Source organism: Enterobacter sp. JUb54, from assembly GCF_014298075.1.
GTDB lineage: Bacteria > Pseudomonadota > Gammaproteobacteria > Enterobacterales > Enterobacteriaceae > Klebsiella > Klebsiella lignicola.
In genome coordinates this window covers 2,092,439-2,107,171 of record NZ_CP060418.1, presented here as the reverse complement: position 1 = coordinate 2,107,171, position 14,733 = coordinate 2,092,439, and the positions used below count along the sequence as shown (strand labels likewise).

Here is a 14,733-nt window from a genome sequence, read left to right as displayed (position 1 = left end):
TATGTCTGGTCTGAGTCTTACACTCGGAAATAAAGTTCGACGCCTGCCTGAGCGCAGGCGTCCTGCGTTTCCGATGGTTGCATTAGCGATCCTGATTTCATTGTTGTCGCTCCTGCCGTTAGGTTTTGTTATCGCCGTGGGCATGGATACCGGCTGGGACACCATCAAGGCGCTGGTCTTTCGCCCGCGCGTGGGGGAGCTGCTCGGCAATACGCTGTGGCTGAGTGTCTTAACCGTCCCGACCTGCATTGCGCTTGGCGTCACGCTGGCCTGGCTGACCGAACGCACGACCCTGGCAGGGCGGCAGATATGGTCGGCGCTGGCGGTGGCTCCGCTGGCGATCCCGGCGTTTGTCCAGAGCTACGCCTGGATCAGCGCGGTGCCGTCACTGCATGGTCTTTCCTCCGGCGTGTTCCTCTCGGTGCTGGCCTACTACCCATTTATCTATATGCCGGTGGCGGCGGTGCTTCGCCGTCTGGACCCGACGCTGGAAGATGTCGCGGCCTCGCTGGGCACGCCGCCGTGGAAGGTCTTTTTCCGGGTGGTATTACCCCAGCTTAAACTGGCGATTTGCGGCGGCGCGCTGCTGGTGGCGCTGCATCTGCTGGCGGAATACGGCCTCTACGCAATGATCCGCTTCGATACCTTTACGACCGCGATTTATGACCAGTTCCAGTCCACCTTCAGCGGTCCGGCGGCGAATATGCTGGCCGGCGTGCTGGCGCTGTGCTGCCTGGCTTTTTTAATGCTGGAGAGTGCCGCCAGAGGAAAAGCGCGTTATGCCCGGATTGGCGCCGGGGCAGCGCGGGAGCAGAAACGCAAAAAACTGAACCTGGCGACCGCCGTTGCCGCCCAGGCGCTGCTGCTGGCACTGGTCCTGCTGGCGCTCGGCGTACCGCTGATCGTGCTGGGGCGCTGGCTGTGGCTGGGAGGCATGGCTAACTGGATGAACGCCGACCTGTGGTCTTCCTTCCGCCAGACGCTGATGCTCGGCGCCAGCGGGGCGCTCCTGACCACCGCCTGCGGGATCCCGATTGCCTGGCTGGGGATCCGCTATCCACGCCGGATATTTCGTCTGCTGGAAGGCTGCAATTACCTGACCAGCTCGCTACCCGGCATTGTCACCGCCCTGGCGCTGGTGACCATCACTATCCACTACGCGCGGCCGATCTATCAAACCGAAGTCACGCTGTTTCTGGCCTACCTGCTGATGTTCATGCCCCGGGCGCTGATTAACCTCCGTGCCGGGATCGCCCAGGCGCCGGTGGAGCTGGAAAATGTGGCGCGCAGCCTTGGAAGAAGTCCCGCCCGGGCGCTATGGAGCATCACGCTGCGTCTCGCCGCGCCGGGAGCGACGGCCGGGGCGGCGTTGGTATTCCTCGGGGTCAGTAACGAACTGACCGCCACGCTGCTGCTTTCCCCGCTGGGAACCCGCACGCTCTCCACCGGGTTTTGGGCGTTAACCAGCGAGATCGATTATGTCGCGGCGGCACCCTATGCCCTGCTGATGATTGCGATTTCGCTGCCGTTGACCGCTCTCCTTTACCACCAGTCGAAAAAAATGGCAGGTCTGTAACATGCTGGAATTAACCGCTGTCTCAAAATCTTTTGCCGATGCGCAAGTGCTGGATAACCTTTTCCTGACGGTGGCCGGCGGAAGCCGCACCGCCATCGTGGGCCCTTCGGGATCTGGAAAAACCACGCTACTGCGGATCCTGGCCGGGTTTGAAACACCTGATTCCGGGCGCATCGTGATGCAGGGGCGAACGCTCTCTGGCGACGGGGTCTTTGTTCCCGCTCATCAGCGCGGGATCGGGTTTGTGCCGCAGGAAGGGGCGCTGTTTCCTCATCTTAATGTCGCGGACAACATTGCCTGGGGACTGGACTGCAGCCGGCAGGAAAAACGCCGTCGGGTGGCGGCCCTGATGGAGATGGTGTCGTTGGACGCCCAGCTGGCAACCCACTGGCCGCATCACATCTCCGGCGGTCAGCAGCAGCGCGTTGCGTTGGCCCGGGCGCTGGCGCAGCAGCCATCGCTGATGTTGTTGGATGAACCTTTTTCCGCGCTGGATACCGGACTGCGCGCCACCACCCGTAAGGCGACGGCGGATTTACTCGCCGAGGCGGGCGTCGCCGCGATCCTGGTGACGCACGATCAGAATGAAGCCCTGTCGTTTGCCAGCCAGGTTGCGGTGATGCGTCAGGGGCGCTTTACCCAGGTTGGCAGCCCGTTTGAGGTCTATTCCCGGCCCGCCGATGAAGCCACCGCGCTGTTTCTCGGCGATGCGGTGATCCTGCCGGCGGCGCTTTACAACGGGCGGGCGCGGTGCGTTATTGGTGAACTGCGTACCGATAATGAGATGGCCAGAGGGACAGGGCGGGTCATGCTACGTCCGGAACAGCTGGTGATGACGCCTTGCCAGATGAATGAAAGCGACATCCGCATTCTCGACGTCGATTTTTCCGGACAGCTGTCGATCCTGACGCTGGCGGTTGCGCAGCAGTCTGAGACGCTACAGTTGAAAACCGTCAGTCGTGCCGAATGGATACCGGGCTGCCGGGTACGCATCGAGGTCACCGGTAAAGGACGGGTATTCATAAACGAATAGCGTTAGGATTTTTCTTGGGTTAATTATTCTGCCGATGCTCATCGGGTAAATGATTGATATTGTTTTATGTCGCAATAGCGCCGAAAGGCGCTATTTATGAATTAAAAAGCGCGATTCTCATCCTGTGGCAGGGCGTCTGTGACAGGCGCCACCGCTTGAGTTCCCTGAGGGGATAGATTATCGTGAGGAACCGGCCATTCATTCGCCGCCCAGTCCGTCCGGACTGCTGAATATACCCTAAATAATTCGTCAGATAAGTGACCGGGGGAAACGGGAGTAGCCAACACCCAGGCAACTTGAAGTATGACGGGTATAACAACAAAACCAATAAGACAATACTCATTTGCCCTCATAACTGAGGGGCGTGATGCTATGACACACAATAAATAGTCTAATGGAACAGGCTCTACTGTAGAGGTTTATATGTGGACTGTAATTGGCATTTTTTTAGTCCTCGCGTTTATCGGTAATTTAATCAAGAAAAAAGAACCGCCAGCTACTAAATCAGGTAGCCGGACGGCAGAACCGATCGTTGATGTTGAAAAGAGAAAAGCCCATAGTCGCCAGCTTGAACGCGTCATACCGCCGGTCGCGCCGCCGTCACTGTTTGATAATCGCCCCCGGGAACCGCAGTCGTCACGCCCGTTAATCAGCGGCGTTAATCATGCCGCCCCCTGTATTACGATGACCGACGCGTTGAATATGATTATGCATATCAACGGCTTTAAAGAATATATGCTCACGCGCTATGCAATAACCGGCGATACCCATCTGGCGCCAGCCTATACCTCGGATCTGCATAATGAATTTATGCAGCAGGTGGCGAATAAACCATTTTATGCGATTCAGGCGTTTAACTGGGCGAGGGCGATTGATTTCAGCGGGGTGAAACGGCGGAATATTGCCGCGCTTTATCACTTTAGTCATCTGACGAATCTGAAAAATATATTTCAGTCAGGAATAATGACCCGACAGCAGCTTGATGAAGGGCAAAATAGTTTTCATTATAACGACGAATTACGGCTGGAAGGGATGCGCAATTCTATTTCCCTGTCGTTAGGTCAGGTGAATAAAAAAATGCTCTACAAATATTCCCAGGCGCTGCGGGATCATGACTGGGTTATCCTGAAAATCAAAAAAGAGTTAATTAGCGGACCAACCCAACCCTCTTTCGATCATCAGACATTGCTTAACCAAACCGTTTTTTGCCACAGTAATGCGGCTTCAAGCGGGGTGAGGTCGATAAGCGTGGAGCAGCGTCAGAAACATCAGGCCTTTCAGGCGATGTTTAGCAGCAACACTAATGAAGATTCTGGCGATCGGCCCTATGATATTCAGGCGGAAATTTTGTATTGTGGGGCGATCCCGGTGTGGTTTATTAGCGAGGTTATTTTCTACTCTGCGGAGAATGTTCCCTCATGGTTACGCGATTGTCCGGTGAAGATCGTGGTTGACCCTTCCCATTTTGCTTTTTAGGTGACTTTATGGCCGTGCGCCCCGTATTTATCCCGACCTCAACAGGGGCGGCTCTGGTGGAGATCGTCAATGTGGATTTCAACTGGTCGCCAGGCCTTGCGGTCAGCCAAAAACAAAAATCCATCGCCGCACTGCATGAAGGCTATCGCGTGGACCACCCGGAGGCCAGAATCCTTGAGGTCTCCAGCAAATCGCCAGAGACGCTGGGCGTGCAGCTCAGCGCCTTTAACATGGGTGTCCAAAGCAACGGCGGGCAGTTTATCAGCGTCGAATCGCTGTTCCAGTCATCAAAAGTGTTTACCGATAACGGGCCGTTTCGCGAGCTGATGCGCCTGTCGCCGAAAGAGGCCAAGCGCGCGGAAGTGCTAAAAACATCGGGCCGGCTGGACCACTTTTCATTTCAGCCAAATGAAGCGCGCGAGGCTATTATCTGGCCGTTAGAGCCGAAAACCGCCTTTTACGACTGGCTGTATCTCAACGCGCTACAACATTCCCCCTGCAAAGAACAGGTGCTGGAATACACGGCTTTTACCGATATCGAATTTAATCCCGAGAAGTCGGTGAACTGCCAGGCCTATTCCGTCGCGCTCTGGTGTGCGCTGCGTCAACGCAAGATGTTGGCCACCACGATCCCGGCGCGCGATGCGTTTATCGAACTGCTCGAACAGTTCACGATCTACAACACCAGCGACGGCGATCTGCGCAATATGCGTCTTTTCTAAGACCGGGAGAGATTATGGTAAGGCGACTACCCGCCGGCGACAGCAACCTGCCGGCACCGACCGCGACGGATACCTTTGCCGACATCCCCGATGAACGCAAACGGGTGATCCGTGACGAGGTGATGCAGGACTACTTTGAACGCATGGCGGCGGTGAAAAAACAGCTGGATGTCATGACCGTGGCGCAGCGCGAGATGTTCAACCGCAGCCTGGCGGAAAACCTGGCGTTAGTGGTGAAAGGAGATGCCGCCAATGAGTGAAAATAAAATTCTGGCCGCCGTGGCCGAATCACTTAAGCAGACGCACAACGCGGTCAATCAGGCTAACAATACCCTTGGGGTCATCGCCCGGGAGTTTCTGTATCGCTCGATGCTGGAACGAGAACTGTCGTCCGAGCTGATTGCGATGGAAGCGGCCATGAAAGGGGTGCAGGAGAGCATTCGCCGTCAGCAGGAACTGGATGCGACCCTGGCGAAAATGGACCCCAAAAGCCGCATTGATTATAAAGCCCTCCTCGAAGAGAACCGGGCCAGAATCGAAGCGCTGCTGAATGATAAACTGCCCCGCAGGTGAGCTGCGCGATGAACCAAAAAAAAGCCAGCCAATTCCTGGCTGGCAAATACTCGGATATACCCGTCATACTTCAAGCTGCATATGCGTTGGCTACACCCGCTCACCCCAGTCACTTACTTCAGTAAGCTCCTGGGGACTCACGGCTTTGCCGCCTTTATGCAACCTGAATTATTTAGGGTGCAGATACACATTTATGTTTGATGTTCAGCGTTGTGCCTGAACACCTTTCTGGATACTGCGGCACGCACGGCAATATCCAGAAAGCTGGTCAGTGTGGCGGCATTGCCGCCGTTATTCTTCGGGCAGCAGCTTTTTGCAGTGGTAAATAAAGGCGCTGGAACGCTGAGTCAGTGCCTCAATCTCCCGCGGTTTCATGCCATTGCGTAAATAGGCAATGATCAATTCCCGGTCGGCCGCAACATGAGCCCGGCAGTTATAGCGCGAGGCCGCTTGCTGGTCTTTTTTCCGCTGCAATAAGGCGACGATCTCCTGCTGCTTTTGCCTGGCCTGGCGGGCGACCTCGTGGTCATCGCATCGCGCCATGTCGGCCCACAACGCCAGCGCGCGCCGTAATAATCCCTGTTCCTGCAGGCGCTGAGCCTGAACCTGCATCTCTTGTGCTCTACTTATCATCATGATGACACCGGCCTGTGTAGTGAGGGTTAATTTGTCATACAAATATGATGGTAACAGAATTAGAAATGAAATGAATAATTTTTATGTTAATCATGAATAGATGGAATGTTTTTGCAGGGCGTTGATTTTACGTGGGTTGATACGCAGGTCGGGCGCTGCCTGGCGCACATTCTGCGGTGTCATCAGGCAGCGGGGGAGCAGGGGCGGTAACGTCGGTTATAAATCAATCACTAAATTTGCCGAGCGGCTGCGGGAGCAGCACAGGGCGATATGCTGCGCGCTGGCGGATTTCTCCGCGTCTGACTGCACCGTATCGCGATGATCGGCCTGGCCCGCCACCACCGGCGTCAGGCAGGCGCCGCACAGGCCCATCTCGCACGAAAGCGGGACGGCCACGCCGTTGTCCTGCAATACCTGGGCGATAGTTTTATGGCCCGGCACTGGCCATGTTTCCCCGGAGGAGGCCAGAGTGATGGTGAAAGTATCGTCTCCGTCGGCTCCGGTGACGGGCGTTGGCGGCTGGAAGGCTTCGCTGTGGATCTGCGCCTCGGGCCAGTTTTTTTCCGTCGCACACTGGCGGGCGGCTGCCATAAAGCCCGCCGGGCCACAGAGATACAGATGGTGGTCGGCGTGGCCTTCGCCGAGGGTACAGCTGAGTCCGGTGCGCGGGCTGCCTCCCTCGTCTGAGCAGTGGATCGTGCAGCGTTCATCGCCGAAAGTCGCCATCATTTCCGTCGTAAATGCCGCATGATCGCGACTTTTCACAAAGTAATGCAGTGCAAAAGGGATACCCGCCGCGTGCAGATGCAGCGCCATGGTATACAGCGGGGTGATGCCAATCCCCGCCGCCAGCAGCGTCACCCGGCCCGCGGGCTGCAGGGCAAACAGGTTACGCGGCGGCGAGATCAGCAGCGTCTGGCCCGGACGCAGCGTCTCATGGATATAGCGCGACCCACCGCGAGAGGCGCGATCCTGCGCCACGCAGATCAGATAGCTGTCGCATACGCCATCGTTATGCGCACCGGTCAGCGAGTACTGGCGGATTATCCCGCAGGGCAGATGCACATCGATATGCGCCCCAGGCTGCCAGCCGGGAAGCGGCTGGCGGTTCTGCGCCACCAGCCTGATGGCGAGGCTTTTATCCCCCTGGCGCCACAGGCCATCCACCACCATCTTCAGGACGTCACTCATGATGCTCCTCCACTTACACCAGGAAAAACTCACCAAAGCCCATTTTCTTCAGGCCGCGGCGATAGGCGATGGAACTGCGATCGGCAGGAATATGCGCCTCCAGCGTCAGGTCCAGCGGCAGCCTTTCCGGGCGCTGGGTTTCGACCATCAGTCGGTCTTCCTCGAACACCCGCAGGTTGAAGGCATGGACATCGGCGACCGGCACGTGCAGGTCAAAATTGCGCGCAATCGGCGCAAACATCCGGGTTACCCGCGACGATACCGGCGAGGCGGCATTCATGATCACCAGCCGGGCATCGCCGGGGAAGTGGATCGTCAGGGTGGCGGTAAACGGCAGGTGCATTTCGAAATGGCGTAGCCACTGGAAGCCATCCGGTGCGCGAAACTCAGAGCTGGCCGGGTAGTTGCCGACGGAACTCCAGTAATCGGCAATAAAGCCAAACGGCGTCTCCTGCGGGTTGTAGGTCGGCACCACCTGATTATCCGGGTCCGCAAAGGTGTCGGTGTGGATCCAGGCGAAGTGGGCGACGTCAAGAAACCCCTCGACCTGACGCCCGGCGAAGCCGTTGACCTCAAAAGCCGGGCAGGTGATCTGCTGAAAGCCTTCGTCGTGCCAGTGGGGCATCGTCGGCAGCGGCATCGGGTTTTCCGGGTCGAAGGCCAGGCAGGTCCAGATAAGGCCGTAGCGCTCTTCCACCGCGTAGCTGGTGAGATGGAGCTTGGCCGGGATCGGCTGGTCGGGGCTGGAAGGAATGCGGTTGCAGCGCCCGTCTTCGCCAAAGCGCAGACCGTGGTAGGGGCAGACAATCCCTTCCTCATCATGGAAGCCGAGGGTCAGCGGCACGCCGCGGTGCGGACAGACGTCGCGAGCCACCACGACCTGGCCCTTGATGCGATAGATAACCAACTGTTCGTCCAGCAGGATGGCTTTTACCGGCGCGGCGCCAATATCCTCGGCGCGGGCCACCGGATGCCAGCAGCGGGCGAGGCGCAGCCAGTCTTGCGGGTCAAACGTGCAATGGGCGGGTGGGGTCGGCGTGGGTCTGTTCATGGTTGTCCTTCCTGCTCACAAAAATAGAATTGTTTAATTGTTGTGAGTTAATTGTTGTCATATTAGGGTGTTGACATCCATCAGCATTAATTCACTAATGCGTTGCAAAAAAGTGTACAGGTGAGGCATGAGTCCATTTTCGCGGTTTGCACTCTATTTTGCCGAGGTGGCCCGCAGCGGTAGCCTGCGGCGGGCGGCTGAAAAATTGCACATCTCGGCATCGGCGATTAATCGCCAGATCCTGCAGGCGGAGGAGGCCTTCGGCACCCCGTTGTTTGAGCGCCTGCCGGAAGGGCTGCGGATGACCACCGCCGGCGAACTGCTGTATGACAACCTGCTGCGCTGGCAAAAAGAGTTTCACCTGACCCGGCAAAAGTTTGATGAATTACAGGGGCTGAAGCGCGGCACGGTCAGCGTCGGCATGGTACAGGCGCTGGCCGAGGGGAGCTTTGCCGCGGCGCTGGCCGATATCATCAGCAACTGGGAGTGGCTGGAGCTGGTGCTGCAGGTGGCCGACAGCCATACGGTCAGCGAGAAGGTGCGCCAGGCCGACCTCGATTTTGGCCTGATTCTGGATCCGGAAGGGCAGGCGGGGCTCAGCGTTCTGGCGTTTGTTGAACTGGAGATGGGGGTTGTGATGCGCCCGGACCATCCGCTGGCCGGGGCGGCGGCGCTGTCGTTAGGCGAGCTCAGCCAGGAGCGCCATATCGTGCCCGGCGCGCCGCTGATCGTGCACGAACGCGTCGGGATGCTGTATCGCCACTACGATTTTATTCCGGCGAACGGCATCAGCTGTAACGACATCCGGCTGATCAAATCGCTGGTGCTTAAAGGCAGCGGGGTGGCGGTGCTGAGCCGGCTGGATGTGCTGGACGAGGTGAGAAACGGCCAGCTGACGTTTATTCCGCTGCGCAATAAGCTGCTGCGTCCCCTGACGCTGGCGCTGTGTTCGGCGCTATCGCGCCAGCTGTCGCGTCCGGCACAAATGGCGATTCAAAAATTGACGGCGGTGATGGAGGAGATGCAGAGCGTCTAGCCCAGCGGGCCGCCCTGAATGGTGTCGCACAGACCGTTGATGATCCGCTCGCCGGTCTCCTCTTTCAGCTCCTGATACCACGCCTGGGTCAGGGCCATATCTTTGCCGTGGGTGATATCGCAGCGTTTGCGTGCTTTCAGCACCAGGTCGCGCACCCGCTCGCAGCGCAGGGCTTCGTACTGCTGAAGCGCCACGGTAATATCCTGGTGCGTGCGGAACATGTCGCCAAGCACCACCGCGTCCTCCATCGCCGCGCAGCCGCCCTGACCAATATCCGGCGTGGTGCTGTGAGCGGCATCGCCGAGCAGCGCCACCTTGCCGTGCACCAGGCGGTCGAAAGGCTCAATATCATGGATTTCAATGCGGTTGGTGGTGTGCGGATCCAGCGCCGCAATCAGCCGCTGCACCGGCGGCGCCCAGCCGGCGAAGTAGCGGGAGAGATCGCCGCGCAGGGTGTCGCGGTCTTCCGCCAGACCCAGCGGCAGCGGCACATCAAAGAAGAAATAGAAGCGGCCGTTTGCCACCGGCATCAACGACACGCGTTTGCCTTCGCCGACGAAGGTGGTCCACTGGTTGGCCGGGGCAATCTGCTCATCGATCGTCACCAGGCCATTCCAGTTCACATAGCCGGCATAGCGGCGCTCGGGGGTATAGCCCAGTACGTACGGACGCAGCGCCGAGTGGCTGCCATCGGCGGCAATAAGGAAATCGCCGTGGGCTGTGGTGCCGTCGGTAAACCAGACCGTCACCCCGCTGGCGTCTTCCTCAGCCCGGACAACCCGTTTCCCGAACTGCACGGCGTCGCGCCCCCAGAAGTCGAGCATCTCCCCTTGCAGTTCGCTGCGGGCGATCGGGCTGGGGCGACCGCCGGTGCGCTCCACCAGCGGCGCAAGGCTAAAGCGCGTCAGGGTTTCGCCGTCGCGACTGGCGTTATAGGCTAAATAGTGCATCGGACCGCCGTAGGTATCGATGATGTCCCCCATGCCCAGGCTTTGCATACACTTCACGCCGTTGGGCCAGATAGAGATTGCCGCCCCGACCGGTTTAATCTCTTTGACCGCTTCAAACACCTCGCACTCAATTCCCGCGTTCTTCAGCGCGACGGCCGCGCTCAGGCCGCCAATACCGGCGCCGATGACTAATGCTTTCATGCTCTTCTCCATTTATTGCGTCGTAAAGGAGGTGAGCAAATTGCGTACCAGCTTGACGAACCCGCGCGGGCGGGGCCAGAGAAGGGATTGACCCAGCCAGTGCACTTCGCTGGTGCGTTCTTGCGTGGCAATTGCCATTTTATGAATCAAAAATTTCTGATTGTCGCTGACGGTATCGAATGTTTCACCGTCAGCCACGGTGGCGCGAACGAATATTGCGCTATATTTATCGCTATGGTGTTGATAATTTGAATGTAATGCCGTGCGGGAAGCTGAGCGGCGGCGAGGGCGCGACTCTGGCCTGCTTTGTGCACTGTGCAGACGGCGTTTTAAACAATCCGCTGGAATGGTCATGTCCGATAATAATAATGACCGCTCGCTGTGGCGGCGGTTAAGGAGTCACGATGATTGCGCTTCACCATTTTAATCAACTTTCGCCGCAGGACGCCGGGAGCCTGCTGGCGCCCTGCGTCGCACTCGACGCCTGGGTGACGGCGCTGGTACAGGCCCGACCCTATGCCGATCTCCCGGCGCTGCTGGCGATGGCCGAACAGCAGGCCGCGCAGTGGGGGGAAGCGGAACTGGACCAGGCGCTGAGCGCCCATCCGCGCATCGGCGAGAAGCCTGCCGGGGAGCGCGCACATGCCGCGCTGTCCCGCCAGGAGCAGGCGGCGGTGAACGACAAGGACGCCACGCTGGCCGAGGCCTTGAAAGCCGGAAATGCCCGCTATGAAGCGCGCTTCGGTCGGGTCTTCCTGATCCGCGCGAAGGGCCGCAGCGGCGAGGCGATCCTGCAGGCGCTCACGCAGCGCCTGACCCACAGCGAGGCAGAGGAAGTGCAGGTTGCGCTGGCGCAGTTGCGTGAGATTACGCTCTTAAGACTGACGGGAGTCATCGGCGAATGAATACGTTAAGTACCCATATTCTGGATATTTCTACCGGACAACCGGCCCAAGGGGTGGCGGTGCATCTGATGCTCGGCGGGCAATCTATTGCCAGCGGGATAACCGACGAAAATGGCCGCATTGCGACGCTGGCCCCCGGCATGCTGGTGGCCGGGCGCTATCGGCTGGTGGCGGAAATCGGCGACTGGTTTACCCACAGCGGTCGGGAAACGTTGTATCTGCGGGCGCAGATTGACTTTGCGATTAGCGCCGGGTCGGACACGCATTTCCATTTACCGTTCGTGATTGCCCCGGGCGGTTGGTCCACCTACCGGGGAAGTTAAACCCGCGCGGCCCGGCAGCGCTGCCGGGCTGGCTATCTCCTTACGTCTCGCTGCGCCAGACGCACTCGCCATTGACCCAGGTCTGGCGAATGTTGCGCTCATCGCCCAGCGTCATCAGCACGAACAGCCGTTCGTAAATATCCTGGCAGCGGGACATTCGCAGCCGCTGCAGCGGGGTCACCGTCAGGTCGATCGCCACAAAATCCGCCTCTTTGCCCGGCTGGAAGTTGCCAATCTTGTCGTCGAGACGCAGCGCCCGGGCGCCTCCCAGCGTCGCGTGGTAAAAGGCTTCGCACGAACGCAGGCGATAGCTTTGCAGCTGCGCCACTTTGTAGGCCTCGCCCAGGGTACGCAGCATGCTGAAGGTGGTGCCGGCGCCCACGTCGCTGCCGATGCCGATACGCACCTTGTGCTGCCAGCTGGCGGGTAAGCGGAACAGGCCGCTGCCGAGAAACAGGTTGGAGGTCGGGCAAAAGGCCACCGCCGAGCCGGTGTCGTGCAGGCACTGCCACTCTTTTTCCGCCAGATGGATCCCGTGAGCAAAGACGCTGCGCTCACCGGTCAGGCCGTAGTGATGGTAGACGTCAAGATAGTGCTCGTGCTCCGGCCACAGGCTGTTCACCCATGCCACTTCCGTGAGGTTTTCGCTGAGGTGGGTATGCAGCCAGGTATCCGGGAACTCCTCGCGCAGCTGCTGAACCGCCGCCAGCAGCTCCGGGGTTGAGGTTGGCGCAAAGCGCGGGGTGATGGCGTAACCGAGGCGGCCGCGATGGTGCCAGCGCTGGATCAGCTCGCGGGTTTGCCGGTAGCTCTGCTCTGCCGTTTCGCTCAGATAATCTGGCGCATGGCGGTCCATCATCACTTTCCCGGCCAGCAGGCGCATATTCAGCCGCAGGGCTTCAGTAAACAGCGCATCGACCGATTCAGGATGCAGCGTACAAAACACCAGCGCGGTGGTGGTGCCGTGGCTCAGCAGCTGGTTGATAAAAAACTGCGCGATGTCGGCGGCGTACTCCTCGTCGCTGAACTGGCTCTCGACCGGGAAGGTGTAGGTGGTCAGCCACTCCAGCAGCTGTTCGCCAAACGCGCCAATCATCTCGGTTTGCGGGTAGTGCACGTGGGCATCGACAAAGCCGGGCAGCAGCAGCTGTCCGCGCAGGTCGAGGTAGCCTTTTTGCCCGTCGAGGTGAGCTTCCCCCTCCTGCCAGGGCAGCAGGGCCTGAATTTTGCCCTCGTGGATAAACAGGACACCGTCATCAAGATAACGCCCATGGCGCGCGATATCGTCGGCGCTGTCGGCGGGGTGGGCGATGTCGAAAAAAGCGCCGCGCACGGCGGAGTGGTATTCAATCATAAAGACAACTTTTCCTTTATCCACAATAGAGGGGCAGGATTGTTGAGCAAAATCGATGCCAGTTTGCTGGTCAGGAAGCGCCGCGGCGAACCCCCGCGGCAACGGTGGCGGGTTACTCTTTCTGGGCCAGCGGGCGAGAGGTCAGGTGTGAGGTCACATTTACGCGATCCTCGCGGGCAATCCAGCGATAAGCCGAACCGCTCAGCAGCACGCCGATAAACCAGCTGAAGTTGGCCACTTCATGCAGCGCCGGGATAAAGCTGATCACGAGGCCGATCGCCACGGACGGGAGCAGCGCGGCAATGGCCTTGGGGTTAAAGCCGTTGCGATACCAGTAGCGGCCACTCGGGGTCGCGTTGAACAGATCGTCGACGGAAACCTGCCCGCGTTTGATCAAATAGAAATCGACAATCAGGATGCCGAACAGCGGGCCAATAAACGCCCCTAAGACATCGAGGGTGTAGTGGATAAGCTCCGGCGAGTTGAACAGGTTCCACGGGGTCAGCAGAATCGAGCCGACCGCGGCGATCATCCCCCCGGTGCGGAAGCTGATTTTCTGCGGCGAGCAGTTGGAGAAATCGAACGCCGGGGAGACGAAGTTAGCGACAATATTGATGCCGATAGTGGCGGTAATCATCGTCAGCAGGCCAATGGCCACTGCCAGATCGTTGCCGACGCGGCTGACGGTTTCAATCGGGTCGGTGATCATGCGGCCAAACAGCGACTGGGTGCCGGAAACAATCACCACGGTGACGATCGAAAACAGCAGGAAGTTAAACGGCAGGCCCCAGCGGTTACCGCGGCGGATCTCGCCCATGCTTTTGCCGTAGCGCGAGAAGTCGCCGAAGTTAAGCAGTGGGCCGGAGAAGTAGGAGACCACCAGCGCGGTGGCGGTGATCATCTGCCAGGTCTGCTCCCCGGTGGTCAGCGATTTACTGGCGAGGGTAAAGGAGATCCCGTCAAAACCGGTCTTGTATACAATCCACCCCGCCAGCGCCAGCATCACCACGTAGACCGCCGGCCCGGCGATATCGATAAAGCGCTTGATGGCGCTCATCCCGTGCCAGAACACCATCGCCTGCAGTAGCCACATGGTGGCGAAACAGAGCCAGCCGAGGTGCGACAGGCCAAGGAAGGAGGCCTCGGTTAAGCTCGCCAGGCCAGGCCAGAATTTGAGCATGACCAGCATCAGCGCGTTGGCCGCCAGATAGGTCTGAATGCCGTACCAGGCGAAGGCGATCAGGCCGCGGATCACCGCCGGAATATTGGCGCCAAAGACGCCAAAGGCCTGGCGGCAGATCACCGCATAGGGCACGCCGGCCATCTGGCTTGGCTTAGCCACCAGGTTGGCGCACAGCTGCACAATGCAAATCCCTACCAGCAGGCACAGCAGCACCTGCCAGCTTGCCAGCCCGAGCGTAAAGAAGCTCGCCGCCACCACGTAGCCTCCCATGCTATGGACGTCCGACATCCAGAACGAAAATATGTTGTACCAGCTCCAGTTCTGGTCGCGGGTCGGCGCCAGATCCTCATTACAAAGCCGTGGACTGTAGCCGGCGGTGGAATCAGCGGCCGTATTCTGCTGGGTATGTTGACTGTTTGGCATGAAACCTGCTCCTGTGAATGAAACCCCTGATTAGGGTGTTGAGGATGCTGTTGCAGGATCCAGGCCAGAATAGTTAATTTTGTATACAAGAATTTTATTT

The 14,733-nt window shown here is 58.9% G+C and carries 14 protein-coding genes and 2 pseudogenes; 9 read left to right on the top strand and 7 right to left on the bottom strand.

All coding sequences use genetic code 11. The features are described from left to right. Position 1: 1 nt before the first annotated feature. The 6 genes from HF679_RS09725 (at position 2) to HF679_RS09700 (ending at position 5,380) form a co-directional block, all read left to right on the top strand. Positions 2 to 1,576, top strand: coding sequence for an ABC transporter permease (locus HF679_RS09725; protein ID WP_187042925.1), 1,575 nt, complete (start codon positions 2 to 4; stop codon positions 1,574 to 1,576). Between the two features lies 1 nt (position 1,577). Then, positions 1,578 to 2,609 carry an ABC transporter ATP-binding protein gene (locus tag HF679_RS09720; RefSeq protein ID WP_187042924.1) on the top strand — a complete coding sequence of 344 codons (1,032 nt, stop codon included), beginning with the start codon at positions 1,578 to 1,580 and terminating at the stop codon, positions 2,607 to 2,609. 423 nt (positions 2,610 to 3,032) lie between these two features. Further along, a complete protein-coding gene (locus HF679_RS09715; RefSeq protein WP_123753718.1) occupies positions 3,033 to 4,085 on the top strand; it encodes a DarT ssDNA thymidine ADP-ribosyltransferase family protein in 1,053 nt (350 codons plus the stop codon). Positions 4,086 to 4,093: 8 nt separating this feature from the next. Continuing rightward, positions 4,094 to 4,807, top strand: coding sequence for a DUF6977 family protein (locus HF679_RS09710; protein WP_154143326.1), 714 nt, complete (start codon positions 4,094 to 4,096; stop codon positions 4,805 to 4,807). 14 nt (positions 4,808 to 4,821) lie between these two features. After that, entirely contained in the window at positions 4,822 to 5,067 is a 246-nt protein-coding gene (locus HF679_RS09705; protein ID WP_154143324.1) for a hypothetical protein, read from the top strand. Next, positions 5,060 to 5,380, top strand: coding sequence for a hypothetical protein (locus HF679_RS09700; RefSeq protein ID WP_187042923.1), 321 nt, complete (start codon positions 5,060 to 5,062; stop codon positions 5,378 to 5,380). The genes HF679_RS09705 and HF679_RS09700 overlap by 8 nt, the downstream gene beginning before the upstream one ends. Positions 5,381 to 5,671: 291 nt before the next feature. Here the strand turns inward: HF679_RS09700 and HF679_RS09695 are convergent, their stop codons facing one another. The 3 genes from HF679_RS09695 to hpxD form a co-directional block, all read right to left on the bottom strand. After that, complete coding sequence (locus tag HF679_RS09695) at positions 5,672 to 6,016, bottom strand: hypothetical protein (RefSeq protein WP_227540084.1); 345 nt, start codon at positions 6,014 to 6,016, stop codon at positions 5,672 to 5,674. Positions 6,017 to 6,232: 216 nt separating this feature from the next. Then, entirely contained in the window at positions 6,233 to 7,207 is a 975-nt protein-coding gene (locus HF679_RS09690) for a PDR/VanB family oxidoreductase (RefSeq protein ID WP_123753722.1), read from the bottom strand. A 13-nt stretch (positions 7,208 to 7,220) separates the two neighbouring features. After that, on the bottom strand, positions 7,221 to 8,258 hold the full coding sequence (gene hpxD / locus HF679_RS09685; RefSeq protein ID WP_123753723.1) for a molybdenum cofactor-independent xanthine hydroxylase subunit HpxD: 1,038 nt from the start codon (positions 8,256 to 8,258) through the stop codon (positions 7,221 to 7,223). Positions 8,259 to 8,385: 127 nt separating this feature from the next. Between hpxD and hpxR the strand changes: the two are divergent. Continuing rightward, positions 8,386 to 9,334: pseudogene (gene hpxR / locus HF679_RS09680) on the top strand (LysR family hpxDE operon transcriptional regulator HpxR). A gap of 25 nt (positions 9,335 to 9,359) precedes the next feature. Here the strand turns inward: hpxR and hpxO are convergent. Both hpxO and HF679_RS09670 read right to left on the bottom strand, forming a co-directional pair. Then, positions 9,360 to 10,445: pseudogene (gene hpxO, locus HF679_RS09675) on the bottom strand (FAD-dependent urate hydroxylase HpxO); the annotation flags it as partial. A gap of 12 nt (positions 10,446 to 10,457) precedes the next feature. Continuing rightward, positions 10,458 to 10,799 carry a hypothetical protein gene (locus HF679_RS09670; RefSeq protein ID WP_187042920.1) on the bottom strand — a complete coding sequence of 114 codons (342 nt, stop codon included), beginning with the start codon at positions 10,797 to 10,799 and terminating at the stop codon, positions 10,458 to 10,460. A 50-nt stretch (positions 10,800 to 10,849) separates the two neighbouring features. On the opposite strand from HF679_RS09670, the gene uraD reads away from it, so the two are divergent. Further along, on the top strand, positions 10,850 to 11,350 hold the full coding sequence (gene uraD / locus HF679_RS09665) for a 2-oxo-4-hydroxy-4-carboxy-5-ureidoimidazoline decarboxylase (RefSeq protein WP_123753727.1): 501 nt from the start codon (positions 10,850 to 10,852) through the stop codon (positions 11,348 to 11,350). Next, positions 11,347 to 11,673: a hydroxyisourate hydrolase gene (uraH, locus tag HF679_RS09660; RefSeq protein WP_123753728.1), complete on the top strand. Its 327-nt coding sequence runs from the start codon at positions 11,347 to 11,349 to the stop codon at positions 11,671 to 11,673. The genes uraD and uraH overlap by 4 nt, the downstream gene beginning before the upstream one ends. 40 nt (positions 11,674 to 11,713) lie before the next feature. Here the strand turns inward: uraH and guaD are convergent, their stop codons facing one another. After that, entirely contained in the window at positions 11,714 to 13,027 is a 1,314-nt protein-coding gene (guaD, locus tag HF679_RS09655; protein WP_187042919.1) for a guanine deaminase, read from the bottom strand. 112 nt (positions 13,028 to 13,139) lie between these two features. Continuing rightward, positions 13,140 to 14,633, bottom strand: coding sequence for an NCS1 family nucleobase:cation symporter-1 (locus tag HF679_RS09650; protein WP_123753730.1), 1,494 nt, complete (start codon positions 14,631 to 14,633; stop codon positions 13,140 to 13,142). Positions 14,634 to 14,733: the final 100 nt, after the last annotated feature.

Coding starts and splice junctions, on each gene's coding strand:
- uraD (WP_123753727.1), top strand. CDS start 10,850: ATGATTGCGCTTCACCATTTTAATCAACTTTCGCCGCAGGACGCCGGG.
- HF679_RS09650 (WP_123753730.1), bottom strand. CDS start 14,633: ATGCCAAACAGTCAACATACCCAGCAGAATACGGCCGCTGATTCCACC.
- HF679_RS09710 (WP_154143326.1), top strand. CDS start 4,094: ATGGCCGTGCGCCCCGTATTTATCCCGACCTCAACAGGGGCGGCTCTG.
- HF679_RS09670 (WP_187042920.1), bottom strand. CDS start 10,799: ATGACCATTCCAGCGGATTGTTTAAAACGCCGTCTGCACAGTGCACAA.
- HF679_RS09715 (WP_123753718.1), top strand. CDS start 3,033: ATGTGGACTGTAATTGGCATTTTTTTAGTCCTCGCGTTTATCGGTAAT.
- HF679_RS09705 (WP_154143324.1), top strand. CDS start 4,822: ATGGTAAGGCGACTACCCGCCGGCGACAGCAACCTGCCGGCACCGACC.
- uraH (WP_123753728.1), top strand. CDS start 11,347: ATGAATACGTTAAGTACCCATATTCTGGATATTTCTACCGGACAACCG.
- HF679_RS09695 (WP_227540084.1), bottom strand. CDS start 6,016: ATGATGATAAGTAGAGCACAAGAGATGCAGGTTCAGGCTCAGCGCCTG.
- guaD (WP_187042919.1), bottom strand. CDS start 13,027: ATGATTGAATACCACTCCGCCGTGCGCGGCGCTTTTTTCGACATCGCC.
- HF679_RS09720 (WP_187042924.1), top strand. CDS start 1,578: ATGCTGGAATTAACCGCTGTCTCAAAATCTTTTGCCGATGCGCAAGTG.
- HF679_RS09725 (WP_187042925.1), top strand. CDS start 2: ATGTCTGGTCTGAGTCTTACACTCGGAAATAAAGTTCGACGCCTGCCT.
- HF679_RS09700 (WP_187042923.1), top strand. CDS start 5,060: ATGAGTGAAAATAAAATTCTGGCCGCCGTGGCCGAATCACTTAAGCAG.
- hpxD (WP_123753723.1), bottom strand. CDS start 8,258: ATGAACAGACCCACGCCGACCCCACCCGCCCATTGCACGTTTGACCCG.
- HF679_RS09690 (WP_123753722.1), bottom strand. CDS start 7,207: ATGAGTGACGTCCTGAAGATGGTGGTGGATGGCCTGTGGCGCCAGGGG.